This window comes from Fulvivirga marina, from assembly GCF_016775155.1.
GTDB lineage: Bacteria > Bacteroidota > Bacteroidia > Cytophagales > Cyclobacteriaceae > Fulvivirga > Fulvivirga marina.
Genome location: NZ_JAEUGD010000043.1, coordinates 198,419 through 225,063, shown reverse-complemented (window position 1 = coordinate 225,063; position 26,645 = coordinate 198,419). Strand labels below are relative to the sequence as shown.

21 protein-coding genes are annotated in these 26,645 nt (G+C 39.5%); 3 read left to right on the top strand and 18 right to left on the bottom strand.

Going from position 1 to position 26,645, the window contains the following annotated elements; translation table 11 throughout:
• Positions 1-89: 89 nt before the first annotated feature.
• The 11 genes from JMN32_RS14645 to JMN32_RS14595 all read right to left on the bottom strand — a co-directional run bounded on the left by JMN32_RS14645 (position 90) and on the right by JMN32_RS14595 (position 12,512).
• Positions 90-962 (bottom strand): substrate-binding periplasmic protein, encoded by an 873-nt coding sequence (locus JMN32_RS14645; RefSeq protein ID WP_202857087.1) that lies wholly within the window; start codon positions 960-962, stop codon positions 90-92.
• Positions 963-1,120: 158 nt separating this feature from the next.
• A complete protein-coding gene (locus JMN32_RS14640) occupies positions 1,121-1,981 on the bottom strand; it encodes a substrate-binding periplasmic protein (RefSeq protein ID WP_202857086.1) in 861 nt (286 codons plus the stop codon).
• A gap of 69 nt (positions 1,982-2,050) precedes the next feature.
• Complete coding sequence (gene uvrA, locus JMN32_RS14635; protein WP_238354479.1) at positions 2,051-4,909, bottom strand: excinuclease ABC subunit UvrA; 2,859 nt, start codon at positions 4,907-4,909, stop codon at positions 2,051-2,053.
• A gap of 96 nt (positions 4,910-5,005) precedes the next feature.
• Entirely contained in the window at positions 5,006-5,911 is a 906-nt protein-coding gene (locus JMN32_RS14630) for an aldo/keto reductase (protein ID WP_202857085.1), read from the bottom strand.
• An 11-nt stretch (positions 5,912-5,922) separates the two neighbouring features.
• On the bottom strand, positions 5,923-6,894 hold the full coding sequence (gene arsM, locus JMN32_RS14625; RefSeq protein ID WP_202857084.1) for an arsenosugar biosynthesis arsenite methyltransferase ArsM: 972 nt from the start codon (positions 6,892-6,894) through the stop codon (positions 5,923-5,925).
• Positions 6,894-7,712: a purine-nucleoside phosphorylase gene (locus JMN32_RS14620; RefSeq protein ID WP_202857083.1), complete on the bottom strand. Its 819-nt coding sequence runs from the start codon at positions 7,710-7,712 to the stop codon at positions 6,894-6,896. The genes arsM and JMN32_RS14620 overlap by 1 nt, the downstream gene beginning before the upstream one ends.
• A 70-nt stretch (positions 7,713-7,782) precedes the next feature.
• Positions 7,783-8,838 carry an arsenosugar biosynthesis radical SAM (seleno)protein ArsS gene (gene arsS, locus JMN32_RS14615; protein WP_202857082.1) on the bottom strand — a complete coding sequence of 352 codons (1,056 nt, stop codon included), beginning with the start codon at positions 8,836-8,838 and terminating at the stop codon, positions 7,783-7,785.
• 11 nt (positions 8,839-8,849) lie between these two features.
• The gene (locus JMN32_RS14610) at positions 8,850-9,185 is read right to left on the bottom strand and encodes an arsenosugar biosynthesis-associated peroxidase-like protein (RefSeq protein WP_202857081.1); all 336 of its coding nucleotides are present in this window, start codon (positions 9,183-9,185) and stop codon (positions 8,850-8,852) included.
• Positions 9,186-9,311: 126 nt separating this feature from the next.
• On the bottom strand, positions 9,312-10,283 hold the full coding sequence (locus JMN32_RS14605) for a lytic transglycosylase domain-containing protein (protein ID WP_202857080.1): 972 nt from the start codon (positions 10,281-10,283) through the stop codon (positions 9,312-9,314).
• A 178-nt stretch (positions 10,284-10,461) separates the two neighbouring features.
• Entirely contained in the window at positions 10,462-11,220 is a 759-nt protein-coding gene (locus JMN32_RS14600; RefSeq protein WP_202857096.1) for an LOG family protein, read from the bottom strand.
• A gap of 380 nt (positions 11,221-11,600) precedes the next feature.
• Entirely contained in the window at positions 11,601-12,512 is a 912-nt protein-coding gene (locus JMN32_RS14595; RefSeq protein WP_202857079.1) for a TIGR01777 family oxidoreductase, read from the bottom strand.
• A gap of 195 nt (positions 12,513-12,707) precedes the next feature.
• Between JMN32_RS14595 and JMN32_RS14590 the strand changes: the two genes are divergently transcribed.
• Complete coding sequence (locus JMN32_RS14590; RefSeq protein WP_202857078.1) at positions 12,708-13,625, top strand: DUF6340 family protein; 918 nt, start codon at positions 12,708-12,710, stop codon at positions 13,623-13,625.
• Between the two features lie 81 nt (positions 13,626-13,706).
• Here the strand turns inward: JMN32_RS14590 and JMN32_RS14585 are convergent, their stop codons facing one another.
• The 4 genes from JMN32_RS14585 to JMN32_RS14570 all read right to left on the bottom strand — a co-directional run bounded on the left by JMN32_RS14585 (position 13,707) and on the right by JMN32_RS14570 (position 20,863).
• Positions 13,707-14,843, bottom strand: coding sequence for a M12 family metallopeptidase (locus JMN32_RS14585; protein WP_202857077.1), 1,137 nt, complete (start codon positions 14,841-14,843; stop codon positions 13,707-13,709).
• Positions 14,844-15,074: 231 nt separating this feature from the next.
• On the bottom strand, positions 15,075-17,915 hold the full coding sequence (locus JMN32_RS14580; protein WP_202857076.1) for a TonB-dependent receptor: 2,841 nt from the start codon (positions 17,913-17,915) through the stop codon (positions 15,075-15,077).
• Between the two features lie 187 nt (positions 17,916-18,102).
• Positions 18,103-19,653: a hypothetical protein gene (locus JMN32_RS14575; protein WP_202857075.1), complete on the bottom strand. Its 1,551-nt coding sequence runs from the start codon at positions 19,651-19,653 to the stop codon at positions 18,103-18,105.
• A 217-nt stretch (positions 19,654-19,870) separates the two neighbouring features.
• Positions 19,871-20,863, bottom strand: coding sequence for an AAA family ATPase (locus JMN32_RS14570; RefSeq protein ID WP_202857074.1), 993 nt, complete (start codon positions 20,861-20,863; stop codon positions 19,871-19,873).
• Positions 20,864-21,074: 211 nt separating this feature from the next.
• Between JMN32_RS14570 and JMN32_RS14565 the strand changes: the two genes are divergently transcribed.
• The gene (locus JMN32_RS14565; RefSeq protein ID WP_202857073.1) at positions 21,075-21,761 is read left to right on the top strand and encodes a metallophosphoesterase; all 687 of its coding nucleotides are present in this window, start codon (positions 21,075-21,077) and stop codon (positions 21,759-21,761) included.
• A 63-nt stretch (positions 21,762-21,824) separates the two neighbouring features.
• Here JMN32_RS14565 and JMN32_RS14560 read toward each other — a convergent pair whose 3' ends face one another.
• The 3 genes from JMN32_RS14560 to JMN32_RS14550 all read right to left on the bottom strand — a co-directional run bounded on the left by JMN32_RS14560 (position 21,825) and on the right by JMN32_RS14550 (position 25,392).
• Positions 21,825-22,373, bottom strand: coding sequence for a TlpA family protein disulfide reductase (locus JMN32_RS14560; protein WP_202857072.1), 549 nt, complete (start codon positions 22,371-22,373; stop codon positions 21,825-21,827).
• 316 nt (positions 22,374-22,689) lie between these two features.
• Positions 22,690-24,255: an alkaline phosphatase D family protein gene (locus JMN32_RS14555; protein WP_202857071.1), complete on the bottom strand. Its 1,566-nt coding sequence runs from the start codon at positions 24,253-24,255 to the stop codon at positions 22,690-22,692.
• A gap of 141 nt (positions 24,256-24,396) precedes the next feature.
• A complete protein-coding gene (locus JMN32_RS14550; RefSeq protein ID WP_202857070.1) occupies positions 24,397-25,392 on the bottom strand; it encodes a DUF6268 family outer membrane beta-barrel protein in 996 nt (331 codons plus the stop codon).
• A 244-nt stretch (positions 25,393-25,636) separates the two neighbouring features.
• Here JMN32_RS14550 and JMN32_RS14545 point away from each other — a divergent pair, with 244 nt between their 5' ends.
• Positions 25,637-26,509 carry a DUF4846 domain-containing protein gene (locus JMN32_RS14545; protein WP_238354478.1) on the top strand — a complete coding sequence of 291 codons (873 nt, stop codon included), beginning with the start codon at positions 25,637-25,639 and terminating at the stop codon, positions 26,507-26,509.
• Positions 26,510-26,645 lie beyond the last annotated feature (136 nt).

Here is a 26,645-nt window from a genome sequence, read left to right as displayed (position 1 = left end):
TAAAAAGGCTGGCGATAGAATTTTCGCCAGCCTTTCTTTTGAGAGACTTTTGAGACAGCCTCTTTTTGTTTTTTGTCACTGGATTATCCTTATTTCTTCAAAGTTTCAAAAAACTTCATAGCACTCTGACCAAGGTTATCAGCGATTATCTTCTTGTACTCTACACTTGTTATAAATTCATCACTCATAAACTGTCGAAGTAAAGGTGCCCAATCATTATTCTTTGGCATAATTATTCCGAATTGCTCAGTAGTTTCATCTCCACCCGGATGTCTTTTAACCGGTTGTCTGTTCTGAATGGCTTCAAAATAATAAGTAAAATCAACGTTAGTGAACTTTTTCGGGTCTGCGATAATCGCACCCATAGCCTTGCCGAACGAAGCAACATACTCTACCTTGAGTGCCGGATAATACTTTGACTTGATATCCATTATCCACTTCTCATTAGTAGAGTTCTTTATGGTGACCGCGGTCATTCCCGCAAACTTTTGGGCTATGTCGCTTATATTGTTCAATGTAGGCACTGAACTATGCGTAAGTACCATTCCAATATTAGTTATATAGGGAGGACTGAAACTGTAAGCCCTTTTTCTCGCATCAGTAATTGTTGTATTGCTTAGTCCAAATACTCCTCCATGACCCTTTTTAACTTCGTCTAGAAATAGGGTGAAATTATTGGGGTTTTTACCTTGATAGGTCACACTAACCTCAATGCCCTCCTTCTTTTCAACATACTCTTCAAATTTCTTCATCAGGTCTACAGTGATGCCTGTCATTTTTCCATTTTTCTTGGAAGCAAAACCAGGAGATTCCGCGTAGGTAAAAACCCAATTCGCTGACCCTTTGGATTTTGCTACAGCATATGTATCTCCCTTGAGCTGTCCAAACAGGTACGATGTACTAAGCATCAAAGTGAATACTAAGACAAACTGAATTTTTCTTTTGTTAACAAAACGGTTCATGATCATTATTAGTTAGAAAGAATTAACTCATAATAATGATGAATGAAACATGCAAATCAAAGTTTTCTGAACAAATTATGTGCAGATAATCAATTACTTATAAACTTTGGAGTAAATTATATTCATTTACCAACCCAAAACAATAACCGGGCTCTATCTTAGCGTTTAATAGTTTCAAAAAATTTCATGGCACTTTGCCCCAGGTTATCAGCTATTATTTTTTTATAAAGTACACTTTGAAGGAATTCCGTACTCATAAACTCTTCTAAAAGAGGAGCCCAATCATTATTTTTTGGCATAATAATCCCAAATTGTTCTGTATCAATATCACCGCCCGGGTGCCTTTTTACAGGCTGCCTATTTTGGATAGCCTCAAAATAATAGGTAAAATCCGCATTGGTAAACTTCTTTGGATCACGCATAACATACTGCATAGCTACACGTGTTGAAGGAACATATTCTATTTTTAAAGAGGGGTAATACTTATCTCTAATGTTAGCTAATACTTTTTCGTTTGTAGAGTTTTTAACAGTCACCGCAGTCATTCCCGCAAAAATTTTGTTGATGTCAGCAACATTCGCAAGTGTGGGTACTGAGTTATGAGACAATATCATACTGATATTGGTAATGTAGGGAGGGCTAAACGTATACACTCTCCTTCTTTCCTCCGTTATCGTAGTGCTGGTTAACCCAAAAACTCCCCCTTTCCCTTCTCTAACCTGCTTCATAAATAATATAAAGTCATCAGAGGCACTCGATTCATAAGAGATATTAACACGAATATTCTCTTTTTGCTCGACAAACTCCTTGAATTTATTCATCAAATCAAATGTGACACCGGTCATCTTGCCGTTGACCTTTGCTGCAAACCCCGGTGCTTCAGAATAGGTAAAAACCCAATTAGCAGTCCCTTTCGCTTTAGCTTCCGCATAGCTATCCCCATTAAGTTGCCCAAAGCAACTTAAATAGATTGTTTGAAATACAATTAAAGCTAGACACAGTTTCAGATATTTGTTCATTATACTAGTTTAGAATTGTTAAATGGGGCATCCTAAGTTTATTTCATAATGAACATAAAACCAAATATTTTATAATAATTCGTCTTTTAAGAATTTAGCCGTATAACTTTGATCGCTCTTAATAAGATCTTCAGGCGTACCTGAACAAACAATAGTACCTCCACCATTTCCTCCCTCAGGGCCTAAGTCTACTATATGATCTGCTACTTTGATTACATCCAGGTTGTGCTCAATAATCAAGACTGTATTGCCCTTGTCTACTAATCGATTAATTACATCCAACAAATGCTGTATATCCTGAAAGTGCAAACCGGTAGTGGGTTCATCAAGTATGTATAAAGTCTTTCCTGTGTCTTTTTTAGAAAGCTCAGTAGCAAGTTTGACTCTTTGAGCTTCACCACCAGAAAGTGTTGTTGCATGCTGACCTAATGAAATATAACCCAAGCCAACATCATTTAGGGTCTTTATTTTCCGAAGTATTTTAGGCTGGTGTTCAAAAAACTCCACTGATTCCTCAACCGTCATTTCCAATACATCTGATATAGATTTACCCTTAAACCGAACCTCCAATGTTTCACGGTTATAGCGTTTACCTTTGCAGGTTTCACAAGGCACGTGTACATCAGGCAGAAAATCCATCTCAATCAAACGCAACCCCGCTCCCTCGCAGGTTTCGCACCTACCTCCTTTAACGTTGAAGGAAAACCTGCCAGGTTTATAGCCACGGATCTTAGCCTCTGGAAGTTCTGCAAACAGCGCTCTGATATCTGTAAAAACTCCAGTATAGGTAGCAGGGTTAGAACGAGGAGTACGGCCTATAGGTGACTGATCTACTTCTATTACTTTATCAAGGTGCTCCAGACCTTTTACACTTTTATAAGTTAAAGGCTCTCTTCTAGACCTATAAAATTTCTGATTGAGAATCGGGAACAGTGTATCGTGGATTAAGGTAGACTTTCCACTACCTGACACACCGGTAACCAGAGTTAGAGTACCCAACGGCACTTCTAGGTTTACATTCTTTAGGTTATGTCCATTAGCTCCGGTAAGCTTGAGTTTTTTTCCATTGCCCTTCCTTCTTTCAGAAGGCACCTCAATATTGCGCTTGCCCTTAAGGTAGTCGGCTGTAGCGCTGCCTTGTTTAAGAAAATCCTTGGGAACACCCTGAGCCACTATGTGACCACCATGACGCCCAGCCCCAGGACCAATGTCTATAATATGATCAGATGCAAGCATCATATCTTTATCATGCTCCACTACTATGACAGAGTTACCAAGATCTCGCAAATCTTTGAGCGCCTTAATTAGCTTCACGTTGTCTCTTTGATGCAGGCCTATACTGGGCTCATCCAAAATATAAAGAACCCCAACCAGCTGCGTGCCTATTTGTGTTGCCAACCGGATACGCTGAGCTTCTCCTCCGGACAAAGTTTTTAATGGCCTGTTCAGGTGAAGATAGTCAAGCCCTACATCCAGTAAGAACCCGATTCTTTTCCTAATTTCTTTAAGTACTTCGGCTGCTATTACATTTTGCTTGTCAGAAAGCCTCAACTCAAGACCATCAAACCAACTCCACAAAGTCTTGATATCATACTCCGCAAGCTGAGATATATTCTGATTATCAATCAGAAAATGTAGAGCTTCCTTTTTTAGTCTGGCTCCATTACATGCCGGACATGTAACTGAAACAGTAAAGTCGTTGACCCACTGCTGGATCTTATCCGAACCGCCCTCTCTTTGCTTCTCCAAAAACTTAATAATCCCCTCAAACTTGGTATTCCAGTCAGTACCCGGGTATTTTACCGACTTTACAGCAACCGGAACGGAATCGCCGTAAAGCAAAGTTTTTATAACATCTTCAGGAATGTCTTTAATCGGCGTGGTCAGGTTTACTTTATACCTTTTAAGGATGGCTTCTATTTTTTTGAAAATCCAAATATCTCTAAATTCCCCAAGGGGTAATATACCTCCTCTACTAATACTTAGTGATTTATCCGGGATTACTGATTCCTCGGTTATTTCTTCAATAACACCTAATCCATTACATTTTGGACATGCACCATAGGGGGAGTTAAATGAAAAAGTATTTGGAGCAGGTTCATCATAAGACAGTCCCGATTTAGGGTCCATCAGGTATTTTGAGAAGTGGTGAGTTTGGTTTTCCTGATCTAAAAGCATCAATACACCTTCCCCTTGCTTTAGGGCTGTTGCCAGTGATTGGCTAATTCTGTACCGATCACCCTGATCAACCACTATCCTATCAATGACCACCTCAATATCATGAGTCTTGTATCGATCTACCTGCATTTTAGGTGTCAGTTCCTGTAGCTCTCCATCTACACGAACACGAGAGTAGCCACTTTTTCTAATCTGCTGAAAAAGCTCGCGATAATGCCCTTTACGCCCCTTAACCACCGGGGCAAGAATAGTCAGCTTCTCCCCATTGAAAGCTAACAATATATGATCAAGAATCTGATCCTCGGACTGCCTCACCATCTTTTCTCCGGTAGAGTACGAAAAAGCTTCTCCTGCCCGGGCATATAACAGCCTCATAAAGTCATAAATCTCTGTTACAGTCCCTACAGTCGAACGAGGGTTTCTTGAGGTTGTTTTTTGCTCAATGGAAATTACCGGACTCAGCCCGTTGATCTTGTCTACATCTGGCCTCTCTAGGTTACCGATAAAAGAACGTGCATAGGCACTAAAACTTTCCATATACCGGCGCTGCCCTTCTGCATAGATAGTATCAAAGGCAAGAGAAGACTTGCCACTACCACTAATTCCGGTAATGACTGTCAGTTGATTTCTGGGAAATGTAAGATTCACATTTTTTAGGTTATGCTCACGAGCCCCCAGTATTTCTATGTTGTCATAGCCGGTTATATCGTAGTCATCCCTTTGTTTCTTTGCGTCCTCGTCAGTAATCATAGGCTATGGTAATAGTTGATTAATAATCTACAAAATTGAGCTTTAGATTGCTTATATCCAACTGCTCTTTAACAATCCGGGCAATGCAGTAAGCTATTATGGAATAGGATACCCCCTGGCTATTTCGAGAAGCTCAAACCAGTCTTCTCTTTCCATGTCTGTATTCAAGGATTCAACTGATGATCTGACTCTTTCCGGGTTCATAGTGCCCATAACGGGAATTATAGCAGATGGATGCTTCAGTAACCATGAGAGAAGTAAATTTCCGGTTTCCACACCATATTTTGCCGCAATCCTCTTTACCTCCTGATTTTCAACTAAAGACATTACATTTTCCCTGCCTCCCAATGGCGACCATGCCATGGGGTTGATCGTATTGGCCATCAGGTAATCCAAAGTACCATCAAACATCGCTTCACTTTTAAACAAGGAAATTTCTATCTGGTTAGTGACCAAAGGCTGATCGCTATATTTAGACAATAATTCAAATTGTATATTAGTAAAGTTTGAAACGCCAAAGTGTAGCACTTTACCTTGTTCCTTTAATTGACTAAAAGCGGCACTCACCTCTTCTACCGGCATAAGCGGATCAGGCCGGTGTATCAGCAAAAGGTCAAGATAATCTGTCTGCAGATTTTTTAGGGATTGCTCCACGGAACTAATAATATGTGCCTTCGTGGTATCGTAATGTTGGATCCGGTGAGAGGGCCTCTGATCCGATATGAGCTTAATACCACATTTGGATATTAATTGTATCTTATCTCTTAGGACAGTGTTACCCTTCATCCATTGTCCAAAAACACTTTCACATGTATAACCACCGTATATATCCGCATGATCGAAGCTGGTTATACCAACATCAAGTGCTGCATTTATCAACTCTTCAAACTTTGCTTGTGTGAGTTCATTGACATGCCATTTGCCGAGCACCAACGGGGAAAGTTTTAATGGGGAATTTGACACTACTTTCAGCTGATTCATACTCAGTTTTCTATTCTCCATATTTTTAGCTATTAACAGCATCCACCCCCATCATAAAAATAAGTTGAGTCAGAGATGAAAATATCTTCTCTATTTAGTTTTGCCAATGCAGTTGCTGTTTTATCGCAAATTGCCAGTGGCTGATTCTGCATTAAAACGTGCCCTTTTTTATCATCAAAGTATTCATTTTCTCCATAGTAGATTGCTGTTTTACCAGTAAATACACAAGGTCCATCTTCTGGCATTGGATCTTTGATGGCGCATACCTCAACACTTTCAATGAATATATTTTCTGAAGTATCATAATGTTTTGAAGACAAAATACGGTAAGCTCGCTTGGCACGTACTTCTATTGTACCAAAACCAATATCAGTAATCATTTTGATGTAATCTTTTAGCGGTAGTGCACCGCTAAGACATAATGCTCTTAAACGTTCATCATTTTGAAGGTTCTCGGGCATCTCTTGCTCACAAACAGGATCCGACAACACTAACCTTCCATGAGGTTTTAGCACCCTGAACATTTCCGTCAGGGCCTTTTTAAGGTCGTCCTTAGTAAAAATGTTGAACAGACAATTTTGAGCTGCTACATCTACATAACTATCTTCAACTGGCAAATCAAGCGCATCTCCTTTACGGAGATCAACATATTCTGATTTAAACCATGAGTTCAATTCTTCAGCTTCTTTAAAATTTTTAGCACTGGCTTCCAGCATCTCATCCACTACATCCAGCCCTATTACTCCTGCTGTTTGTCGGCTAAAATATGTAAACTGCAAAAGTTCCATACCTCCTCCAACACCTACATACAAAACCTTAGGGTTATTAACAAGGTCTCGCGGGTTTACCGTACTACCACACCCATAATTCATATCCAACATTTTCTTAGGGATTTGGAGTCCGGGTAGTTGCCAAACAGGGGTTGTGGTACAGCAAAGCCCGATATCAGGGTTTTCCGCTGCCTTCTTATATACATCTTTGGTCGTTTGCAAGTATGTCTCCATCACAATCTCTTTATTAGTTCAGTATAGAGTTCTGTTAGTTTTGGTTCCGCCTGGCCCGCTGCTTCGATGATCTCTTCAATGTCGACTGGCATAAGGTTATCAGGGTCGCAGTCATCCGTAAGCACTGAAATTGCACAACATGGCAGACTCATATGATTAGCTACTATCACTTCAGGAACGGTTGACATTCCCACTACGTCTGCGCCTATATTCCTTAGAAAGCGATACTCTGCCCTGGTTTCTAAGTTAGGACCAGATACAGCTACATAAACACCTTTATTGAGTGTAATACCTTTTTCAATAGCAATATCTTCTAGTGCTGAATTCATTATCGAGTCATAAGGGTTACTCATATCAGGGAACCTCGGCCCGAGTTCATCAAGATTTGGTCCTGTTAACGGGTTATCAGGCAATAAGTTAATATGATCTTCAATCAGCATCAAATCTCCTTTCTTCCAATCCAGGTTCATACTTCCTCCGGCGTTAGAAACAAACAGGTACTCAATACCCAAGAGTTTCATAACTCTAACCGGAAAAGTAACCTGTTTCATGTTATACCCTTCGTAAAAGTGAAACCTACCCTGCATGGCTACTACCTTCTTACCATTTACCTCACCGTAGATTAGCTTTCCACTATGAAACTCAACCGTTGCTACTGGAAAATGAGGGATGTCTTTATAGGCAATTTCTTTTTCCACTTGGATTTTAGAGACAAACTGGCTGCCTAAGCCAGTGCCAAGTATTACACCCACCTGAGGGGCTATAAAGCCTTTCTCCTTTAAAAAGGAGGCTGTTTCTTTTATTTGATCAATAGTCATTAGAATAGTTTTATTGGCTTGCGGGATTGCCCCATGATTTAAAGCCTGTAAATTTAGCCAACACCAGATATTATGCAACAGTACCCTGACAACTGGACCCTGCACCTGCCGTGCATCCATAGCAATGCTGACTAATGGCGATATGACGATTCTCCAACTTCTCCAAGTCAAAGTCACATATATGCTGTCCTGCCTTCTGATCAACTTTCAGCCCCAGCATCTGGTTAAAGTCACAATCATACATATGACCGTCATAATCAACAGAGATTGTATTGCGACACATAACACCTTTGACTGCTGCTGGATTAAAAGAACCTACTAGCTTTTCCATATACTCCTCATAATTTTCTGTTCTAACCAAAAAATCAAGAAACCGGCTAATTGGTAGGTTAGTAATGGTAAAAAGGCTATTAAACTCAATATCATAGTGGTTTTTGAGTTCCTTTTTAAAATCTCTCTCAAGCTCTAACTGATTACCAGGTAGAAATGCTCCTCCTGGGTTGTACACCAAGTCAAGGTATAAACCTGACCCCTCCTTACCATAGCCGGCAGCATTTAACATTTGCAAAGCTTCTATTGACTTGGCAAATACCCCTTCTCCTCTCTGACGGTCCGTCTTATCGGGTTGATAAAATGGCAAGGAAGACACTACTCTTACTTTGTTTTTCTTAAAGAACTTCGGAAGATCACGATATTTTGGGTTTGCCAGAATTATAGTCAGGTTTGAACGCACAATGATTTCTTGAACCCCAGCTTTATTGGCTTCTTCAACAAACCACCGGAAATCCGGATTCATTTCAGGAGCTCCTCCGGTAAGATCCAATGTATGTATCTGTGTTTTACTCATTATATCCAGACATACTTCCATAGTCTCCCTGCTCATCACCTCCTTTCTATCTGGGCCGGCATCAACATGGCAGTGCTTACAAACTTGATTGCACATATAGCCGACGTTAACCTGAAAAATTTCAATACTTGCAGGTTTTAAGGGGAATTCATCAAGAGCCTCAATCTTTTTACGAAATGTTGGCAGCTTATCATCCCCAAAAATACCATTAGACAAAAACTTTAACTGCTCCTGTCCACTAGCTAGAGTGTGATTCCGTGACTTCAACGTTTTTATCATCCTTTGATATTTTACATGGAAAGCTTCTTGACTTTGTTCATCATCTGCACGCCATGAACAAGTGAAGCGCCTCCTCGAATAGCTGTTGTCACATGCACAGCCTCCATCATCTGCTGTTCTGTAGCTCCTTTTTCCAGTGAGTCTGAGGTATAAGCGTCAATGCAATAGGGACATTGTACAGCATGTGCCACAGCTAAAGCTATCAAAGATTTTTCTCTGGATGTAAGCGCTCCGTCTTTAAATACATCTCCATAGTAATCAAAAAATTTCTTGGCCAACTCAGGCTGAAAATCTGCTACATCTCCAAACTTTTTTAGATCCGCAGGATCATAATAGGTCTTTTCCATCGTAAGTTTTGTTTCTAAGTCTCATAAAATTAACGCATCTTAATATGCTAAGTTTAAGCGGTTCCCAATATATGACAGGCTTGTCCGCTTAAAGACAATTATACGAAACTTACGATGGAACCCCTTCTATGGATTTAGTGGAATGGCTATTCGATAAGTTTTATTTCTTTTTACATCAAGGTGATCTTGCCTCAACCAGGGATTATGGCGCTTCAAAAGTTTGTAGTTAATACCCTGATCTTTAGAAAAAGCGACAAGGTCTTTAATGTCATGGTCAATTTCAACATATCTCAATTCTTCAGGATCATATAAGTGTCGCTTATCTATGTTGAAACCATATTTTTTCGGGTTCTCAATTATTTCCTTAATTGCCAGTATTCTGAAGACATACCTTGAAGTTTCTTCGTTTAGGAGAAGATCGTAATAAGAATCTACTTTTTGATTGTTGAGAGCTCTTTGAAGTCCTGCCATACCTCTGTTATACGAAGCGGCAGCATTAGTCCAATTATCAAATTTTCTGTGAGCTTTTTCCAAGTACTTGCACGCTGCCTCTGTAGCCTTCAATGGGTCATATCGCTCATCAACTTCTTTGGTAATTTCAAGGCCATTTTCCTCTCCTGACGACTCCAGTATTTGCCAAAAACCAACTGCATTAGCTGGTGAAACAGCATTAACAAACCCTCCTTCAATAGCTGTCAAATATTTAAAATCATCTGGTATGCCATTTTTAGCCAATATCTTTTCAATCTGTGGAAGCCACTGATGTGCCCTTTTTATTAAGAAAATAGTACTGCTATGCCAATACGTATTAATATGTAATTCTCTATCTAACCGTTCTCTTACATCGGGAATTTCTAATGGCACTCGCTCTCCGGCAAAATATAATTCTCCAGGAAGCTCTAATGAAACAGCATTAAGATATCCGGCATACTCTCCTGCAGGTGGATTATCTACTTTATAAAATGCATAGTTACCTTGGTTTTGTTGCTGCGGAACAGCATGTATATCCGAAGTCCTTGATTGCTCACTATCATACTTTATGTATGCACATACTAAAATAAGTGCAAGCAACGAAATAGCATGGGGAAAATATTTCATAAGTGCGAGAGTTTAAAAAGTTAGACTACAAAACATCTAATGTGGCAAAAACAAAAATAGTTCCACTGCCTGGTTGCGCCAAAAAATAAAATTACGCGAAATAGATATTCCCAAAAAGGGAAAAATTGTGTCAGGTCTGAATTACAAAACATTCAGACCTGAAAAACCTTTCAATACCTTAGAAGTTAGGCGATAGCATATACTTGGAGTAGAAATCATCTATAGCATCTACTGCCTCCGCCTCTGTTTCCACGACCTTAAACAAATCAAGGTCTTCTTCATGTACATTATTTGCTGCGAGAAGCATAGTTTCTTTAATCCAGCCAATTAGCCCTCCCCAATACTCTTTACCTACCAATACAATTGGGAACTTACCAATTTTCTTGGTTTGGATAAGTGTAAGGGCTTCAAAGAGTTCATCCAGGGTACCAAAACCACCTGGCATTACTATAAACCCCTGAGAGTATTTTGTGAACATTACTTTTCTTACAAAAAAGTAATCAAACGTTATGAGCTTATCAGGGTCTATATACTCATTCCCTTTCTGCTCAAAGGGGAGGATAATATTAAGTCCTACAGATTTACCACCTTCAGACTTAGCCCCTTTATTGGCAGCCTCCATAATTCCAGGCCCTCCACCGGAAATAACTCCGTAGCCATGCCTTACCAACTTAGCCGCTATATTTTCGGCCATTTTATAGTACTGATGATCATCACGGGTTCTGGCAGAGCCAAAAATAGTAACACAAGGACCAATTTTAGCCAATTTCTCAAATCCCTCAACAAACTCTGACATCACTTTAAAGATCACCCAGGAATCATAGCTCTTGATTTCGTTCCAATCCTTCTCTTCAAAAGCCCGGACAATTTTTTTCTCCTCCTCAGTAAGGTCATCAATGTTTTTTATATTGTCCAGTTTCGTCTTTTTTGCATTCATCTCTTTCATCTGTTATCAATTGTTTTAATGTCTAAAATGGAAATGTCATAGATCAATAATTGCAAAATGATCATTCCGCATAAATTTTATCTTTAAGATCATATACCCGTTTTTGAGCAGGGTTAATTCTTCAGGTAGCAGATAAGAAGTTTTAAGGCACGTTTTTTCACCTCAGTGAAATACGCAATGCGTTATTCATAATCTGATACACTTACATTTATAATCCAGTAAATAAGTTATTACACTAACTTTTTCCACGGTTGGTGGGCCTGAAAATTATCAGGGGCTGGATAAATATTTGACTGTTTTGAACAGCACATTTTTCAAAGCAGCCGCTAAACTTAAAAAATATTATAAGAGTAAAAAATGTTTTGCTCACATTAATTCTCCAAAAGGTTATGAAGTGCTCCCTTTATTTCAGGATATTTGAATTTAAATCCCTCTGATTCAATCCTTTCTGACGAAACCCGGCTACTTCCTAAAAGCAATCCTGCCATTTGCCCTAGCGCCAACTTAAGGGCAAAGCTAGGAACTGCCGGAAGAAAAAAGGGCTTACCCATTTCCTTCGCTATTGATTTGGTTAAATCACGATTTGTAACCGGATGTGGTGCCACACCATTGTATGAGCCAGACATGTTCTCATTTTCCATGGCATAGATAAAAATATTACAAAGATCATCAATGTGTATCCAGCTCATATATTGATCGCCACTACCAAGAGGGGCTCCAAGCCCTAATTTGACAGGTTTTCCCATCTCCTTTAATGCACCTCCATTTTCGCTCAGCACCACCCCCACACGCACTTTAACTACTCTTATGCCCAACTCACGAATTAAATCGGCCTCTGCCTCCCAGGCTTTGGTCACTGTCGCCAAAAAATCATCGCCAAAGCGACTCCCTTCCACCTGCCACCTGTCTCCATTGTCAAAACCATAATAGCCAATTGCAGAGGCGGAAATAACCGCTTTTACATTATTGGGATAATCTCTCAAGGCATCTTTTAACAATGCAGTTGATCTGGTGCGACTTTCAAGTATAACTTTTTTCCTTGCCGGTGTCCACTTCTCATCTGCAACTCCGGCTCCGGCCAAATGAATAATATAGCTAACGCCATCAAATGCTTTGATATCTATGGTTTGCTTTTCAACATCCCATACAAATGCTTCCACATCTTTGACCTTGCCTGGAGAACGACTCAAATAGCGGATTTTATATCCTTTTTCCTGCAATAACTCTGTAAGCCTGGAGCCTACAAGACCGGTGCCTCCTGTTATAAGTACAATTTCATTCATACAGCTATTTCAATAAGAATAATTCAACCCAATAACAAAACGGAACAACGGGCATAAGGTTATTAATAACTTCTCAATTTCACTTATCTGACTGTCAACTCTTTGGACAACAACATCTCAACAATATTTTTTATTTAAAACATGGTTTTCATTATAATTTTAAACGAAATTAAGCGGCAAAAAACAATACCATCTATGCGCTTAATATTCGCATTCCTTTTCATCAGCTACTTATTTACTGCTTGTAGCACTTTTGTTCCGGTAAAGAGGACGTTGCCACCGGACATAAAACTCTCAACACAAAAAGGTAAGTTTTTATTTATCAGTAGGTTTTCTGCTGACAGCTTACCATTTAGCAACGACAACAAAATCGAGGTATTTCGTATAGGCTATAACAGCTTCATCGAAGGCTTAAGTGCTGGCTTTGATAGTAGCAGGCGATATAATCTTACCCCACTCGATGGCATGGTGGAAAAGACAGCTGTGACCGAGCCAGGCTTACCACTAGACAAAGTACAGGTAAATAATATATGCCAAGGGCAACAGGTAAACTATCTCCTGGCACTGGATGCTTACAATTTATACTTCGACCAGGAAGTGGAAGTAGTAAAGCAAGAAGATGGCACGAAGGAGAGAACGGCTTATTACGACCTGGTGGCAGAATCATTTATTTCCATGTATGATGAAGAGGGCAAACTTCTAGACCAGTTTCGCGATGAGCAAAGGATAGCACATGATGAGCGTTCCGTTATCAGTGGGCTTCTGGCGGTGGGTCCTTCAATGGGAAAAGCTGATCAAAATGCGGTATTAATATCTTCCAAATTAGGTAGAGATTTTATACAGAAATTTTATCCGCGAGTCATTTTCGAACAACGTCAATTTTATCACACCAAAGAGTTTAAAAATGCATACAGGTCATATTTAAGTGAAAACTGGGATACAACGGAATCTGAATTACTAAAGATCACTGAATCACAAAAGCCTGAAATAGCAGGAAGAGCGGCATATAATCTGGCAGTGCTATATGAAAATATCAACAGGCCGGAGGATGTGGATTACTGGTACAGAAAAGCGACAAACCTACTAGGCAACAAGGTGCCTATTCTGAAATGAGCCAAATTCTAATAAATACAATGACTTATATAACCTAAGGTGCACCTTACAACTGTGATACACCTTAGGTTGAAAACAGTTTTACCAATTATAGCTTGCTTCTCTTGCAATGCTCGTATTACCATTGGCATTACGTGCTGCTACCCAGATGCGATACCCAGACCTATATTTACTCTTAAGCTCTCTGGTCCAGGAAGTTGATGAGCGAATTCGATATAACTTAGGTCTTACATCCTGACCTGGGAAGAGCGTATATATCCAGTATTCGGAAGCTCCGGCTACGGCATTCCATGTAACCGTCAATGTTTCATCACCGTCATGTACGGCCCTAACACCGCTTGGAGTAGCCAGTTGAGTTGCATTATAGATAAAAGCTGCACCAGCAATATCACCTGAAGATAAAGCAGTTCTTTGAGCGGTAAAGGTTGAGCCGTCTTTTCTTGTAATGGTTGGATTTCCATTTGAAGAGAAGGCACTGGAAGGATACATCATGATCGAACCAAAATCAAAGGCCCCATTATCAAATCCAGATGAGTTAAAATTATACATTTCAAAATTGTGCACTGCTCCGGAATTGATATTATTCCAGTTTATATTTACTGAATAATCTCGATCCGCTCTGGTATGTTCATGCCAAAGACCAAGGGCATGACCAATTTCATGAATGGTATTTCCCTGCGTACAGTTTGATCCCAAGTATATATACTGCCTTCCCCCAATCATTCCTATATGCGAGGAACATCCATTAGAGGGGATGAATTCTATATAATTCGTTTGGGTGGTTCTTTGTACAAAGTCATAGTTAGTTCTGGATTCCCAGTGAGCAATTGCGTTAGTAACTCTGGAAGCATTGGGTAAGCTAGAGTTAATTACATAAGGAACAACTCTGTTGGGCCATCTATTTGCCACCACAGCCTGACCTGCACTTTCAACACGACCAGCATCTGATCCTTCTTCAGCGGCTGTCATCAGAACTATTTGCTCCTCTGTTAAAATAATATCCCCCTCCATGACAGTAGTCCCATTATAGCTAGTCAATTTCAAAGAATTAACATCATCTCCGAAAGTTTGTATTTCACCGGGTTCGGGCGAATGCAATTCAACAGGACAATTACAAGACAGATCTTTTTCAACAAGTGCTTCGGTCATCTCTGCATCCTGACAGGACGTCGCAAGCATTAGTGGTAAAATGAAAACAAAATAAATGTTCTTTTTCATGTTTTTAGATTTGGTTGATTTAATTCAATCAATTTACCACCCATAATCACAACATCTATTCTTTAAATATTAACAAATAATTAAATCGTACTCTTATTTGTTAAGTAAAAAAAAGACTCCCTTCTATATGCCTGATAATTAAGGAGAAGTATCAATACTAACCACTTTAAAGCACAAAAGGTCACCAAGATTGGTGACCTTTTGTTATATATTAAAAAACTACTTCTGGTATTAAAAACTGTAGCTATACTTTACAGTAAATGTTCTGCCAGTATCAAACGATGTGAATATCTGATCGTCTGCTTTGTAGTTTTTCCAAACCTGATCTTTTGAATCTCCGAGTATATTGTCCACTCTTAATGTAATCTGAGACTTTTTATTCGAGCCTATCTTTCTTGATGCGTTCAGGTTAAGGCTGTGGAAAGGCTTTACATACACATCCGGTACCTGTCCTACACCAACAACCGCCAAACTTTCACCCTGAACATTATAAGATAAGTTAAAATTGGTATTGCCTTCGGCATCTGAGAAATTAAGATAAGTGTTGATCAAAAAAGGAGCTTGTCCAGCCATGACTCTGTCTTCGTCCACACCCTCACCGGTTCTGGCTTGCTCTACTCTCGACTCAAATTCAGAAGTGGTTTCTCCAGTTACTCCATCTTCCAGAACTACAATTTCTGTCATATCTACTTTAGAAGCTGCCAGAGTCAGGTTTGTACCAGCTGAAAGTCCCTCCATGAAACCTAGTCTCTTCCTGCCTTCAATTTCAACACCATAAACCTGGCTTCCTCCGATATTTCTCCAGGTAACCTCAGTCGGCTCTGTCTGGAAACGAACCATTTCTATATGACCTGAGAATTTTTTATAGAAACCTGAAACTGCAATCATTTGATCTCTACCAAAGAAGTTCTCTATTCTCAAGTCAAAGTTATCTACATCTGTCTGCTTCAAGTCAATATTACCACTGTACCTAATTCCCGTGATAGGATCAAGAATTTGAGCTATTGACTTTTCTCTGAATGAAGGGCGCGCCACTGTTCTTCCATAAGATGTTCTTATGTTCATATCATCACTCATGCTGAATACAAAGTTTACAGAGGGCAAGAGGTTTAGTTCATCCAGGGTCCTTTCGTCATCGTAAACTATGATTCCGGAGTTATCCTGACCAGTATAGTTCATGTAAGCCTGCTCTACTCTTAAACCAAATATAGCTCTCACACTACTATGTAAAAATATATCACCCATACCATAAGCAGAGTATACAGAAGATCGTGCATCATAATTATTAGCCGCTTCGTACCCCCCTTGTATATAGGTGCCTTCTTCAGTTTGTGCATTCCAAATGTTTTCTTCCTGAAGCAGGTAATCAGGATTATTCTGAACGATACCCTTATTTTGCAGAGAAAATGCATAGGTATCAAACTCTCTCCATTTCAATAATGCTGCCGCACCGAACTTCAGCTTATTATTATCACCAAACTCATAGGTTGCATCAATTCGCGCACTTTCATTATTCTCATTCATATCTCTCCAAAAGCGGCTTACTCTACCTCCATCACCACCATCAATGGAATATAATGGTTCTCCATTTTCACCTACTTGATCTACCTCGGCAATAAGAGCCTCTCTGTAATCAGGGTCATAAACTCTGGCCCAAGTAAAGGTGTTATTCCACTCTAATGACAATTTGTTGAAGTTATGTTTTCCATAAACCGACGGACTGGTAATGGATCTTTGCGAATATGTCAATACATCTTGATAAGCAGTCTGACCTGTCTCTTCAAGATCACGAGAGACTCTACTCGTTGCTTCTATAACTGCATTTTGGGTTCTGAAAAATGTTAACCCAACCTCATGCCTATTAGTTTTAATAGCTCCTGTCAGCAGTGAACTCCAAAGTATATCATTTCTACCCAGATCTCCATTACGAATCCTTTGTGCATCTAACTGATATATATCTTTATCGGCATCCTTAAAATAGTAACCCCATTCAGCATTCTCATAATATTCATATCGGTTTTGATAGTTAAGAACCAGCCCATAGCCTATTTTGTAGTTTCCTTTATCAAGTTGGTTTCCGTGGTTAATGGAAAAGCTTGTATTCAAAAAGCTATTTTTTCTAATGGCATTCATAGTCGGGTCCAGGCGCCTGGTTGCATCAATGGTGGGTCCTGGATTGGTAGCAATGTTCGGGTTTTCAAAAGAAGATGTAGGATCATCGAGTGGCAACTCTCTGGTTCCATCATCAATCCCCAGCAAATCAGTTTTTCCTCCTTCATACGCCAGAAAGTCTCCGTTTAAATTCATCTTTGGGTTATATCCAAAGCCTAATGAAACGGAAGTTGTTTTTTCCTCAGGAAAACTTTTAGTCTCGACATTTACAGTACCTCCTGTAAAGTCTCCTGCCAGTTCTGGTGAAAAGGTCTTATATACAATGACATTTTCAAGAACACTGGTAGGGAAGAGGTCGATCTGTACATCATTTCTGTCTGGGTCTAACCCAGGTATACTCATGCCATTCAAGGTAGTTCGGTTATACCTATCTCCCAAACCTCTTACATAAACATACCTTCCTCCTTGTATAGAGACTCCGGTAACCCGTTTAATAGCTCCGGAAAGGTTACTATCACCAATCTTTCTAAATGTCTGAGATGACATTCCATCCAACACGTTTGCTGATTTTTTCTGCAATGTTAGAATTGCAGCTTCTGAGTCTTTAATTACTTCAGCAGTTACCACAACTTCTGCAAGTTGCTCAACATCAGTAGATAAGGTGATATCTATTGTGTTAACTTCGCCAGCAACAATTTCTACGTTCTCAACAGTTTTAGTTTGGTATGAAACAAACTGAAAAACTATTGTATGTGTACCTGCATCCAAAGGCAAAGAGTAGTTACCTTCAAAATCAGCAACCGTTCCAGTAGTAGTTCCCTGTCTGGAAACAGTGGCTCCAATAAGTGCCTCCCCTGTTTCTCCATCGATTACTTTACCTCGCAAATACCCTTTCTGAGCTAATACAGAGGCTGTAAGTGCGACATAAAAAAAGATAAAAGTAATTGAAAATTTTCTCATTTGTTCATTGTAAAATTTGTTGCAAAGGTAAATTTTGACAGACAGGGGTTTGGAATATAAAAATTACCAATTGTTTAACTTTATGTTTCCTCGCAATACCTCACTTAACATAGACTTAACACAGGTTCTCCTAAAATGCAAAAAGGCCCTACCTTACGGCAGAGCCTTTTACTACATATTTTAACTATTATAACAGTGCTGATATTGATGCAGCTGACCAAGCATCAAATACTGAAGCATCAGAAGCTCCTGTAGCACTTGTGCTTGAAACTTTTCCTGCCGCAGAAGTTTGATATGAAGCAGGAACATCACATGCATCCGCACCATCTCCATCGTAAACTGATACTGCAGAGAACTCAATAGTTGTGAAAACAAGGTTATCACCGATCAAGTTTGTATAAGCATCCGTCTTATCCGCACATGAATTACCTGGATCAAAGCTAGCTCTGATTTTGATAGTAGCGCCACCTGTAAATCCAGAGTATTTTACGTTATTCACTGTACCTTGGGCTTTAGATTTAAAATCAGCAGCAGATCCACCTCCGTCTACAGAAGTAATAGTTCCATTCTGGATGGTAAATTTACCAGTAGAGTTTTCAGCACCTTCAGGACCATCTATTTCAAGACCTTCATCTGAACTTGCAGCAGTACTAGTGAACACAAGGAAGTTACTTACAGTACCAGAATATGCCTGATCGACATCAATTGCATCATCACCTACAGTGTAAACCAACAAGTTGGTAATGTTTACAGATCCACCAAAGAACTCAACGCCATCATCAAAGTTAGCAAAGATCTCAATGTGTGAAATTGTAGTACCAGAACCAACACCACCTAATGTTAATCCATTGATGTCATTACCGGCAACGGCATCGATAGTAGTACCACCATGTCTGATAGAAGCATACTTTAAGATTCCTCTGTTGTCATTAGCAACATTTCCTCCATACTGACCAAGAGGTTCAGAAGCAGGAACACCTTCAATCTGAGCAGTTGTACCAGCGTCAGGAGAGATAGGTGCATTTCCAAGAATTACAACACCACCCCATAGTTCATTGTCTCCAGCATCAAGGTTGGTACCTTTTTTCTGACCTACAGCAATATTGTCAGCTGTAGCAGTAAATATAATAGGCATATCAGCAGTACCTTCAGCGTTAATCATACCGTCTCTCGCGATCATCAACACAGAAGCATTGGTACCTTCACCCGGACGACCTTTAATGATTGTACCTGGTTCGATAGTCAAAGTAGCTCCATCAGTTACGATCACTCTTCCTGCCAGTTCCCAAATTCTGTCAGCAGTTAAAGTTTTGTTAGCAGTGATCAAACCAGAAAGCACTTCATTTGGAAGTGGTGTAGGAGCATCACCAACGCTAAGTACGTGAGTAAAAACTTCAGTATCTCCATCAGCATCAGTTGCTGTAAAAGTAAAAGTAATGTTTGAATCTGCGTCAGCCTCCTCAGCAGTGTAAGAAAAAGCATAAGTAGCAGAAGTTTCTCCAGCATAAGTTTCTGCATCAAATGCAGCACCTCCCTTGGTAACAGCCAAAGCAGCAAGACCATCTTTGGCCTCTAATGTAGCGGTACCAGTATAAGTTCCTAAATTGTCAATTGTAGCAGTCGCAGGGATACCAGTAATGGTTACACCATTATCTGCTACAGGATCGTCATCATCACCACAAGAAGAGAGGCAAAACATCACTCCAAATGCAGCTAATAGTGATAAAACTTTTTTCATTTTGTAATAAAATTTGAGTTTTAAATAGATTTCTCTTTTTCAATTGTAGCTCAAAGGTGGGTATTTAGTGTTAAGTCAAGCGGATGCACGTATTATCGATTTGTTAAACAATATGAAGTTATTTTTACCCTAATATTAAGAGAGGGCTGCCATATTTAAATGACAGCCCTCTCTTAATGGCTTCAGTTTCAGCAAACTGCTATTTCATATACATTACCTAATTGTTAATAGGTACTTTATTCAAAATCGAATTTATAATCTTATATGTGCTAACATTATCAGCTTCAGCCTCATAGTTCAATATAATTCTATGGTTTAGCACGTCTCCCGCAATTTCTTTGATATCTTCAGGCAGCACATAATCTCTACCTTCAAAATAAGCTATCGCTTTAGCTGCCAGGTTCAGATTGATGGATGCCCGTGGCGAAACACCAAACTGGATGTATTCAGCTTCTTCATTTAGCCCGTAAGATTTCGGATCGCGAGTAGCATACACAAGCTCCACTATGTAGCGTTCCAAAGACTCTGATATAGCTGTCTGATTTATTTCATTGCGTATAGCAAAAATATCCTCTTTTGTTAGTACAGTGTTTACAGTATAGTCGAAGCTCATGTTAGATATCCTTCTCATCACTTCCAGCTCTTGTTCTTTGGTTGGGTAGTCTACATGCACTTTCATCATAAACCTGTCTACCTGAGCTTCAGGAAGTGGATAAGTACCTTCCTGGTCCACTGGGTTTTGAGTTGCTAATACTAGAAATGGTCTATCTAACTGAAAAGTTGTTTCCCCTATGGTTACTTGCTTCTCCTGCATAGCTTCAAGTAGGGCTGATTGTACTTTAGCAGGAGATCTGTTAATCTCATCTGCCAGAATTATATTAGCAAAGATTGGCCCTTGTTTTACTTCAAATTTGGCAAGTTTCTGGTTGTATATCATCGTACCGATCAAATCGGCCGGCAGCAAATCAGGTGTAAACTGAATTCTTTGAAAATCCAGATGCAATACTTTGGCCAGAGTACTTACTGTCAATGTCTTTGCTATGCCCGGAACACCTTCCAGCAAAATGTGGCTTTGCGTAAATAAACCTATCAAAAGTCGGTTGATCATAGCTTGTTGGCCTACAACCACTTTCCCTACTTCCGTAAATACCTGTTTTATTTTCTCCTGATGTGCTCTCTTCTGATCAATTGTTGTTACTGACTCTTCCATTCCTAAGATTGGTTAATTCTAAAACTCACGGCTGAGCAGTTTTGCCCACCTTTCAGTATTTTTATCTATCAACTGTAAAACTATACAATAATATATATTTCAGCTGAAAAATTTTATAAAGGGTTAAGCCGGCTTAATAATCGGTTCACAAATATGCATGTTTACCCAATAATCTTTTTAACTTATACTTTCTTGTATTGTTGTTAAAAATATGAAGCAATTTGTTGTTGGCGACATCCATGGTGCATACAAAGCACTTATTCAATGTTTGGAGCGATCTTCATTTGATTATGAGAATGATCAGTTAGTTTGCCTTGGAGATGTTTGCGACGGATGGCCGGAAACCAATCAGGCTATTGAAGAGTTGCTCAAGATCCGGAATCTGGTATTTATATTAGGCAATCATGATCACTGGACTTTGGAATGGGCCTTGGGAGGGAACGTTAATGATATATGGCTTAGCCAAGGGGGGGCTAATACTATAAAAAGCTACCCTGGAGGAATGCCTGATACTCACGTCAACCTTTTACAAAATGCCCGATATTACTATCTTAATAAAAACAAATTGTTCGTGCATGCGGGTATAGACCCTGAAGTACCACTGGAAGTTCAGGGACCAAGTACATTTCTATGGGATAGAAGCCTGTACCGGACAGCCATGGCTCGCAGGATAAATGGAGATCAGAAAAATATAACTCCTTATGATGAGGTATTTATTGGTCACACGCCTATCCATAAATATAATGACCGTCCCATAAAATCGTGTGAAGTTTGGTTAATGGATACCGGAGCAGGCTGGGACGGTACGCTTACACTTATGAACATAGAAACCAAGGAAGTTTTTATCAGTGACAGGGTGGATAAAATGTACCCGCCAGGAAGCGGAAGAATAAAATAAAAAAGGATGATTCCGGAATATTTCCCCTAATCACCCTTTGCAATTATGTTACTTCGAAGTAATTTACTCCTCTATCAATTCCTCTATTTCAGACATTTTCTTTTCAGAATATCCTCCTGATGTGGCGTAGATTACCTTCCCGACTTTGTCAAGGACAAAGAAGTAGGGAACATCTCTCTTTTCGAATTCAAGAGAATCCTTATAAGGCTTTAGCTTGCCCTTATAAAATAAAATATAAGGTAGCAATTTTGCGTCAATATTCTTCATTGCTTTATTCTTAGCTGTACCAGTAGCTGCTGCATTTACACCCGTAAACATCGGGATAAAGTAAACGTTGACGTCATAAGCAAATGAAGCAAAAAGGCCGGTATTTTCCCTTATGAACTTATTGTATACAGGGCTAAACCAGGTGTTGAGGTCATCCTCAGATTTCTTGGAATAGGCCATGCCAAGAAGTGTATACTTTCCTTTGGTATCCTCAGGAAGGTTAACAACAGCGTCCTCAACAGTCTCAGCTTCCAAAGCGGGGAAGCTATTGCCTACTACCTGAGCATCAGCAGTGTAAAATAATGCCAACGACAGAAGCGAAAGAATGGCTAATTTAAGTTTCATATTATTGAAGTTTAAATAATGATAATGTTCTGAATTACAGAATACAAATAACGAAAAACCATGCCAGATTAAATATTCCAGTTAGTTAGACGACTATAACCCAAGTTGTAACCGCTTTTAAAGCGGATTGATGTTCAGAAAGCATTTGGCAATGGTAGGCTAAGAATATACATATCTCCGTATATAATTAGATTTAACATCTATGGCTTCCCAATGTTTACTATGAAGAATTTTGATAGGAGGGTACTGGTTGTTGAATCAAATATTAAGCAGGCTTCCGCAACTATAAATACCGGAAGCCTGCAAGTATTTGGTGTCACTCTGAAAAGAGCAAACGATGACTCCCGCTTTTAACGGTTACCGATTTGCCTAACGCTTGGCGATCACTTGGCTTTTTAACCGTTTCAACAAAGTAAAAGTCAGCCTTGACCTCCTCAGGGTATAATGACAGCAATAAGTAACCATGGTTCCGCAAGTTTGAATACTTCAAATGTGGGTTGACGGGTGAATTAGTAATTTTCTGCTCATGATGCTTTACCGAATCTACAGGAAAACGCTCATCGGAGTTACCTGAATTAATGCTGGTAGTACCAAACTCCACAGCAAAGGCACCTTGTCCGGAAACCGGATCATAGTCACCAAAGGGATTAACAGTAACTTCAAAAGCAAAGGCTGAATGCGTATCCCCTGTAACAAAAACAACATTATCTATTTTATTGCCTTTTATAAATTCAGAGATTTTCTTTTGCTCTACAGGATAGCCATCCCATGAGTCAAGATTAATATTAAAGGTTGGTCGCCCCCAGTTGAGGTAAGAATAAATAACCTGATTGCCGATAATTTTCCAATGTGCTTCGGTAGTGCTTAACCGTCTTTCAAACCACTGCATCTGCTCCGAGCCTAACATTGCCCGACTCTCATCTTCAAAAGCAGGGTCCTTAATACTATCTACCGGAGCGGTTCGTCCCTCAAGCCGCTCGTCAAGCATGATAAGTTCTGCTAACTCTCCATATTTAAAATTCCTATATAAGTGACTTGAAGACCTGACAGGAAGCCATTCGTAATATGCCTTTCTGGCCGCTTCTCTTCTGTCAGCATACGGCCCTTCCTCAGGCTGATGGTTCTGAGCACCTTCGGTATATGAGTCGTTGGCGATCTCGTGGTCATCCCAAATGGTTATAAACGGGTGACTTTGATGTGCAGCCCTTAGATCGGGATCCAGCCTATATTGTGAATAGCGGAGCCTATAATCTTCTAATGATATAATTTCGTGCTCTGGAAAATGTTTTCTACCAAGTGTAGTATCTCCGTAGGTCCCAGCGGGGTACTCATAGATATAATCTCCCAAGTGAAGTATTGCGTCTATATCATTACGCTCAGCAAGCTTCTTATAGGCATTAAAATATCCCCATTCATAATTGCTGCAACTCACTACTGCAAACTTAAGGCTGTCAACCAAAGCTTCCGGGGCCGTATTTGTCCGACCTGTAGGCGAAACTGAGCCAAGGGCCTTAAATCTATAGTAGTACTCTGTATTAGGAGAAAGCTGGTCCACATCGACCTTTACAGTATAATCTACATCAGGCCCAGTGAAAACTTTACCTGAGTTTACTATACTGGTAAATTGGGCATCAGTAGAAATTTCCCAATCTACCTCTATAGTTTTTAATGAATCTTCCGGTGTCACCCGGGTCCAGATAATCACCATGTCTTTCAGAGGGTCTCCAGACGCCACACTGTGGTAAAAAGGTTTTAGGGAGCTGTCATAATATTGGGCTATACCATCTTTAGGTAACTCTGGGGGTTGCTCTTCATTCTTTTTTACAGGACTACAGGCCGTAATTAATGCTATAAGTAAAATAATGGCTTGATAATGCTTCATAAATTTGCAGGGTTATAAACCGGCTATATGTTTTTGTTGGCAATTTGACCAAAATTTAGCATATATCAGTTACTTCCGTATTACGCTCTGGTGAATTTTTTAGTAATACACCAGACAAAACCCTGAAGAACACAAAGAGAGTTACTTTAGGTACATTTTTTTAGGAGGAACAATGAAGAGTCCGAATTTTAGATAAGGGGTATCATCAGAAGTCAGGTCAATGACAGCGTCTTTACGCCCGTCTCCAGGCTCAGCCAAGAAATAGCGCAAATTTTTAGATAAGCCCATGTCAAGACCTAACCATAGCCAATCATGAACCTCATGCTCTATGCTCAATCCGATATTAATATCCGATTTACGAAGTGTCAGCCCATTACTTTCTGTTGATAATTCAGCATTATTCACCGCATATCGCCACCCTTTCACCTCTGTTAATGCCGTAATATAAAACTTCTCATTGGCTCTGTAGCGAATTGCAGCTCGCTTGGGAATGTTAAGATCAAGTGTCCATTTTTTGCTTAATCTGCGCTCATAGCTTACAAGCGGATAAATTTGTGGTCTGCCAAGGGTATATGAGATCATAAGCCCCGCCCCGATCTTGGTGCGATTATTAAGCTGTTTATTATAAGCAATATGTGAATAGTACTTAGTCGTATTTTTATTGACCACAACCTCATCGCTTTTTACTTCTCCTCCAGCTATGAGCGTTATTTCCCTGGTATCATCAAGAGACTTCTGAAATAAGAACCGCGCTCCCAAACTGGTAAAACTTTTCTTTTCTATATGATCATAAAGCTCATATCGTTCAGGGGAATCTTCAAAGTCAAGCACAAAATTGTGCCGATCATACTTGAATTGTACGCCAAACAGCTTGGAGTCATTGATTACAAGAGGAATACCCAAACGTAACTTAAGCTGACTATCTCTTTCCACTTCGGAACTGGAGTTTCCAAATTCATCAGAAGCACAATAAGTATTATAATCGTATAATGTATTATAGCTAAACTCTGCAATTTTAGGCCGGTAAGGAATAGCAATTACTTTATCAAGCTCAGGTGCATCTTGTTCTACCTGTGATATAGCCTGTGATAGACAGAGCAGCTGTAAAATGATTGCCGTGCTTAAGATTTTCTTCATAAAAAGAGTTTAACCATTGCCTAAACCACCACTATCGACATTAAGTTCCTAGAATGCAGTTTACAAAAAAATTTTATGAATATGAGTTTATACCTAAAAATTCTAATTAGTAACTCAAAGTACCTTCTGTTACTTTACAGAATTAGGTCTATCTGACTTAATGTCTATTGAATTACCTCTAAAATCATCAGAAAAGTAATAAAGTAGAAGTATATGCTAAAACATACTATTTGAATCAATGCACATGAAAGCCTGCTCCACATTATTAATCATCTTTTCTTTCATGTTTCAGGCATGTGGCCAAACGAGCAACGAGAGCCCATCAAAAGGTGAGTTCTCAACCTCTCCAAAAAAAGTTAAGCCAATAATTAACATTAAAGGCAACACCATTGAAACAAGAATAAACACTCCACCAGGCTTTGAAAGGACATCTGCAGAAACACATTCTTTTGGAGAATATCTCAGACAATTGCCACTCAAACCGGACGGCACAATGGTCAGATACTATAATGGAATACCAAAGCCAAATTTCAATATTTATACCGCTGTTGTTGATCTCAAAATAGGAGAACGAGACCTACATCAATGTGCTGACGCTGTAATGCGATTAAGGGCTGAGCACCTGTGGAGCCAAAAGGAATTTGAAAAAATTCACTTCAACTTCACTAATGGTTTTAGAGTGGATTATTCCGAATGGATAAAAGGCAAAAGAATTGCTGTAAAAGGGAACGATGTCTCATGGTATCAGGCAGGCTCTCCGTCTAACACCTACAAAGACTTCTGGAAATATATGGAAATTATTTTCAGTTATGCCGGCACGCTATCTCTGGCTAAGGAGCTTACACCCATAAAAACAGATCAGTTGCAGGTTGGGGATGTATTTATCCAGGGAGGCTCTCCAGGTCATGCTGTAATAGTAGTAGATGTTGCCACAAAGCCAGAAACAAGGGAAAAAATATTTTTACTGGCCCAAAGCTACATGCCAGCCCAAGAAATACAGATCCTTAAAAACAGGAATGATAAGGGTATTAGCCCTTGGTACTCCTCAGGTTTTGGTGAGGTATTGGAAACCCCTGAATGGACTTTTACTAATATGGATTTGAAAAGGTTTGAGTAGAACTCTATTACCCTACCTATGTTTTTATTAAGAAAACTTATACCAGATAAGCAACGGCTATAGCAAAATAATTATATTAGTAATTTGCACCCAACTCAATATCGCTGATGTTTTTTGTCTTTTTGATTCTCCTTTT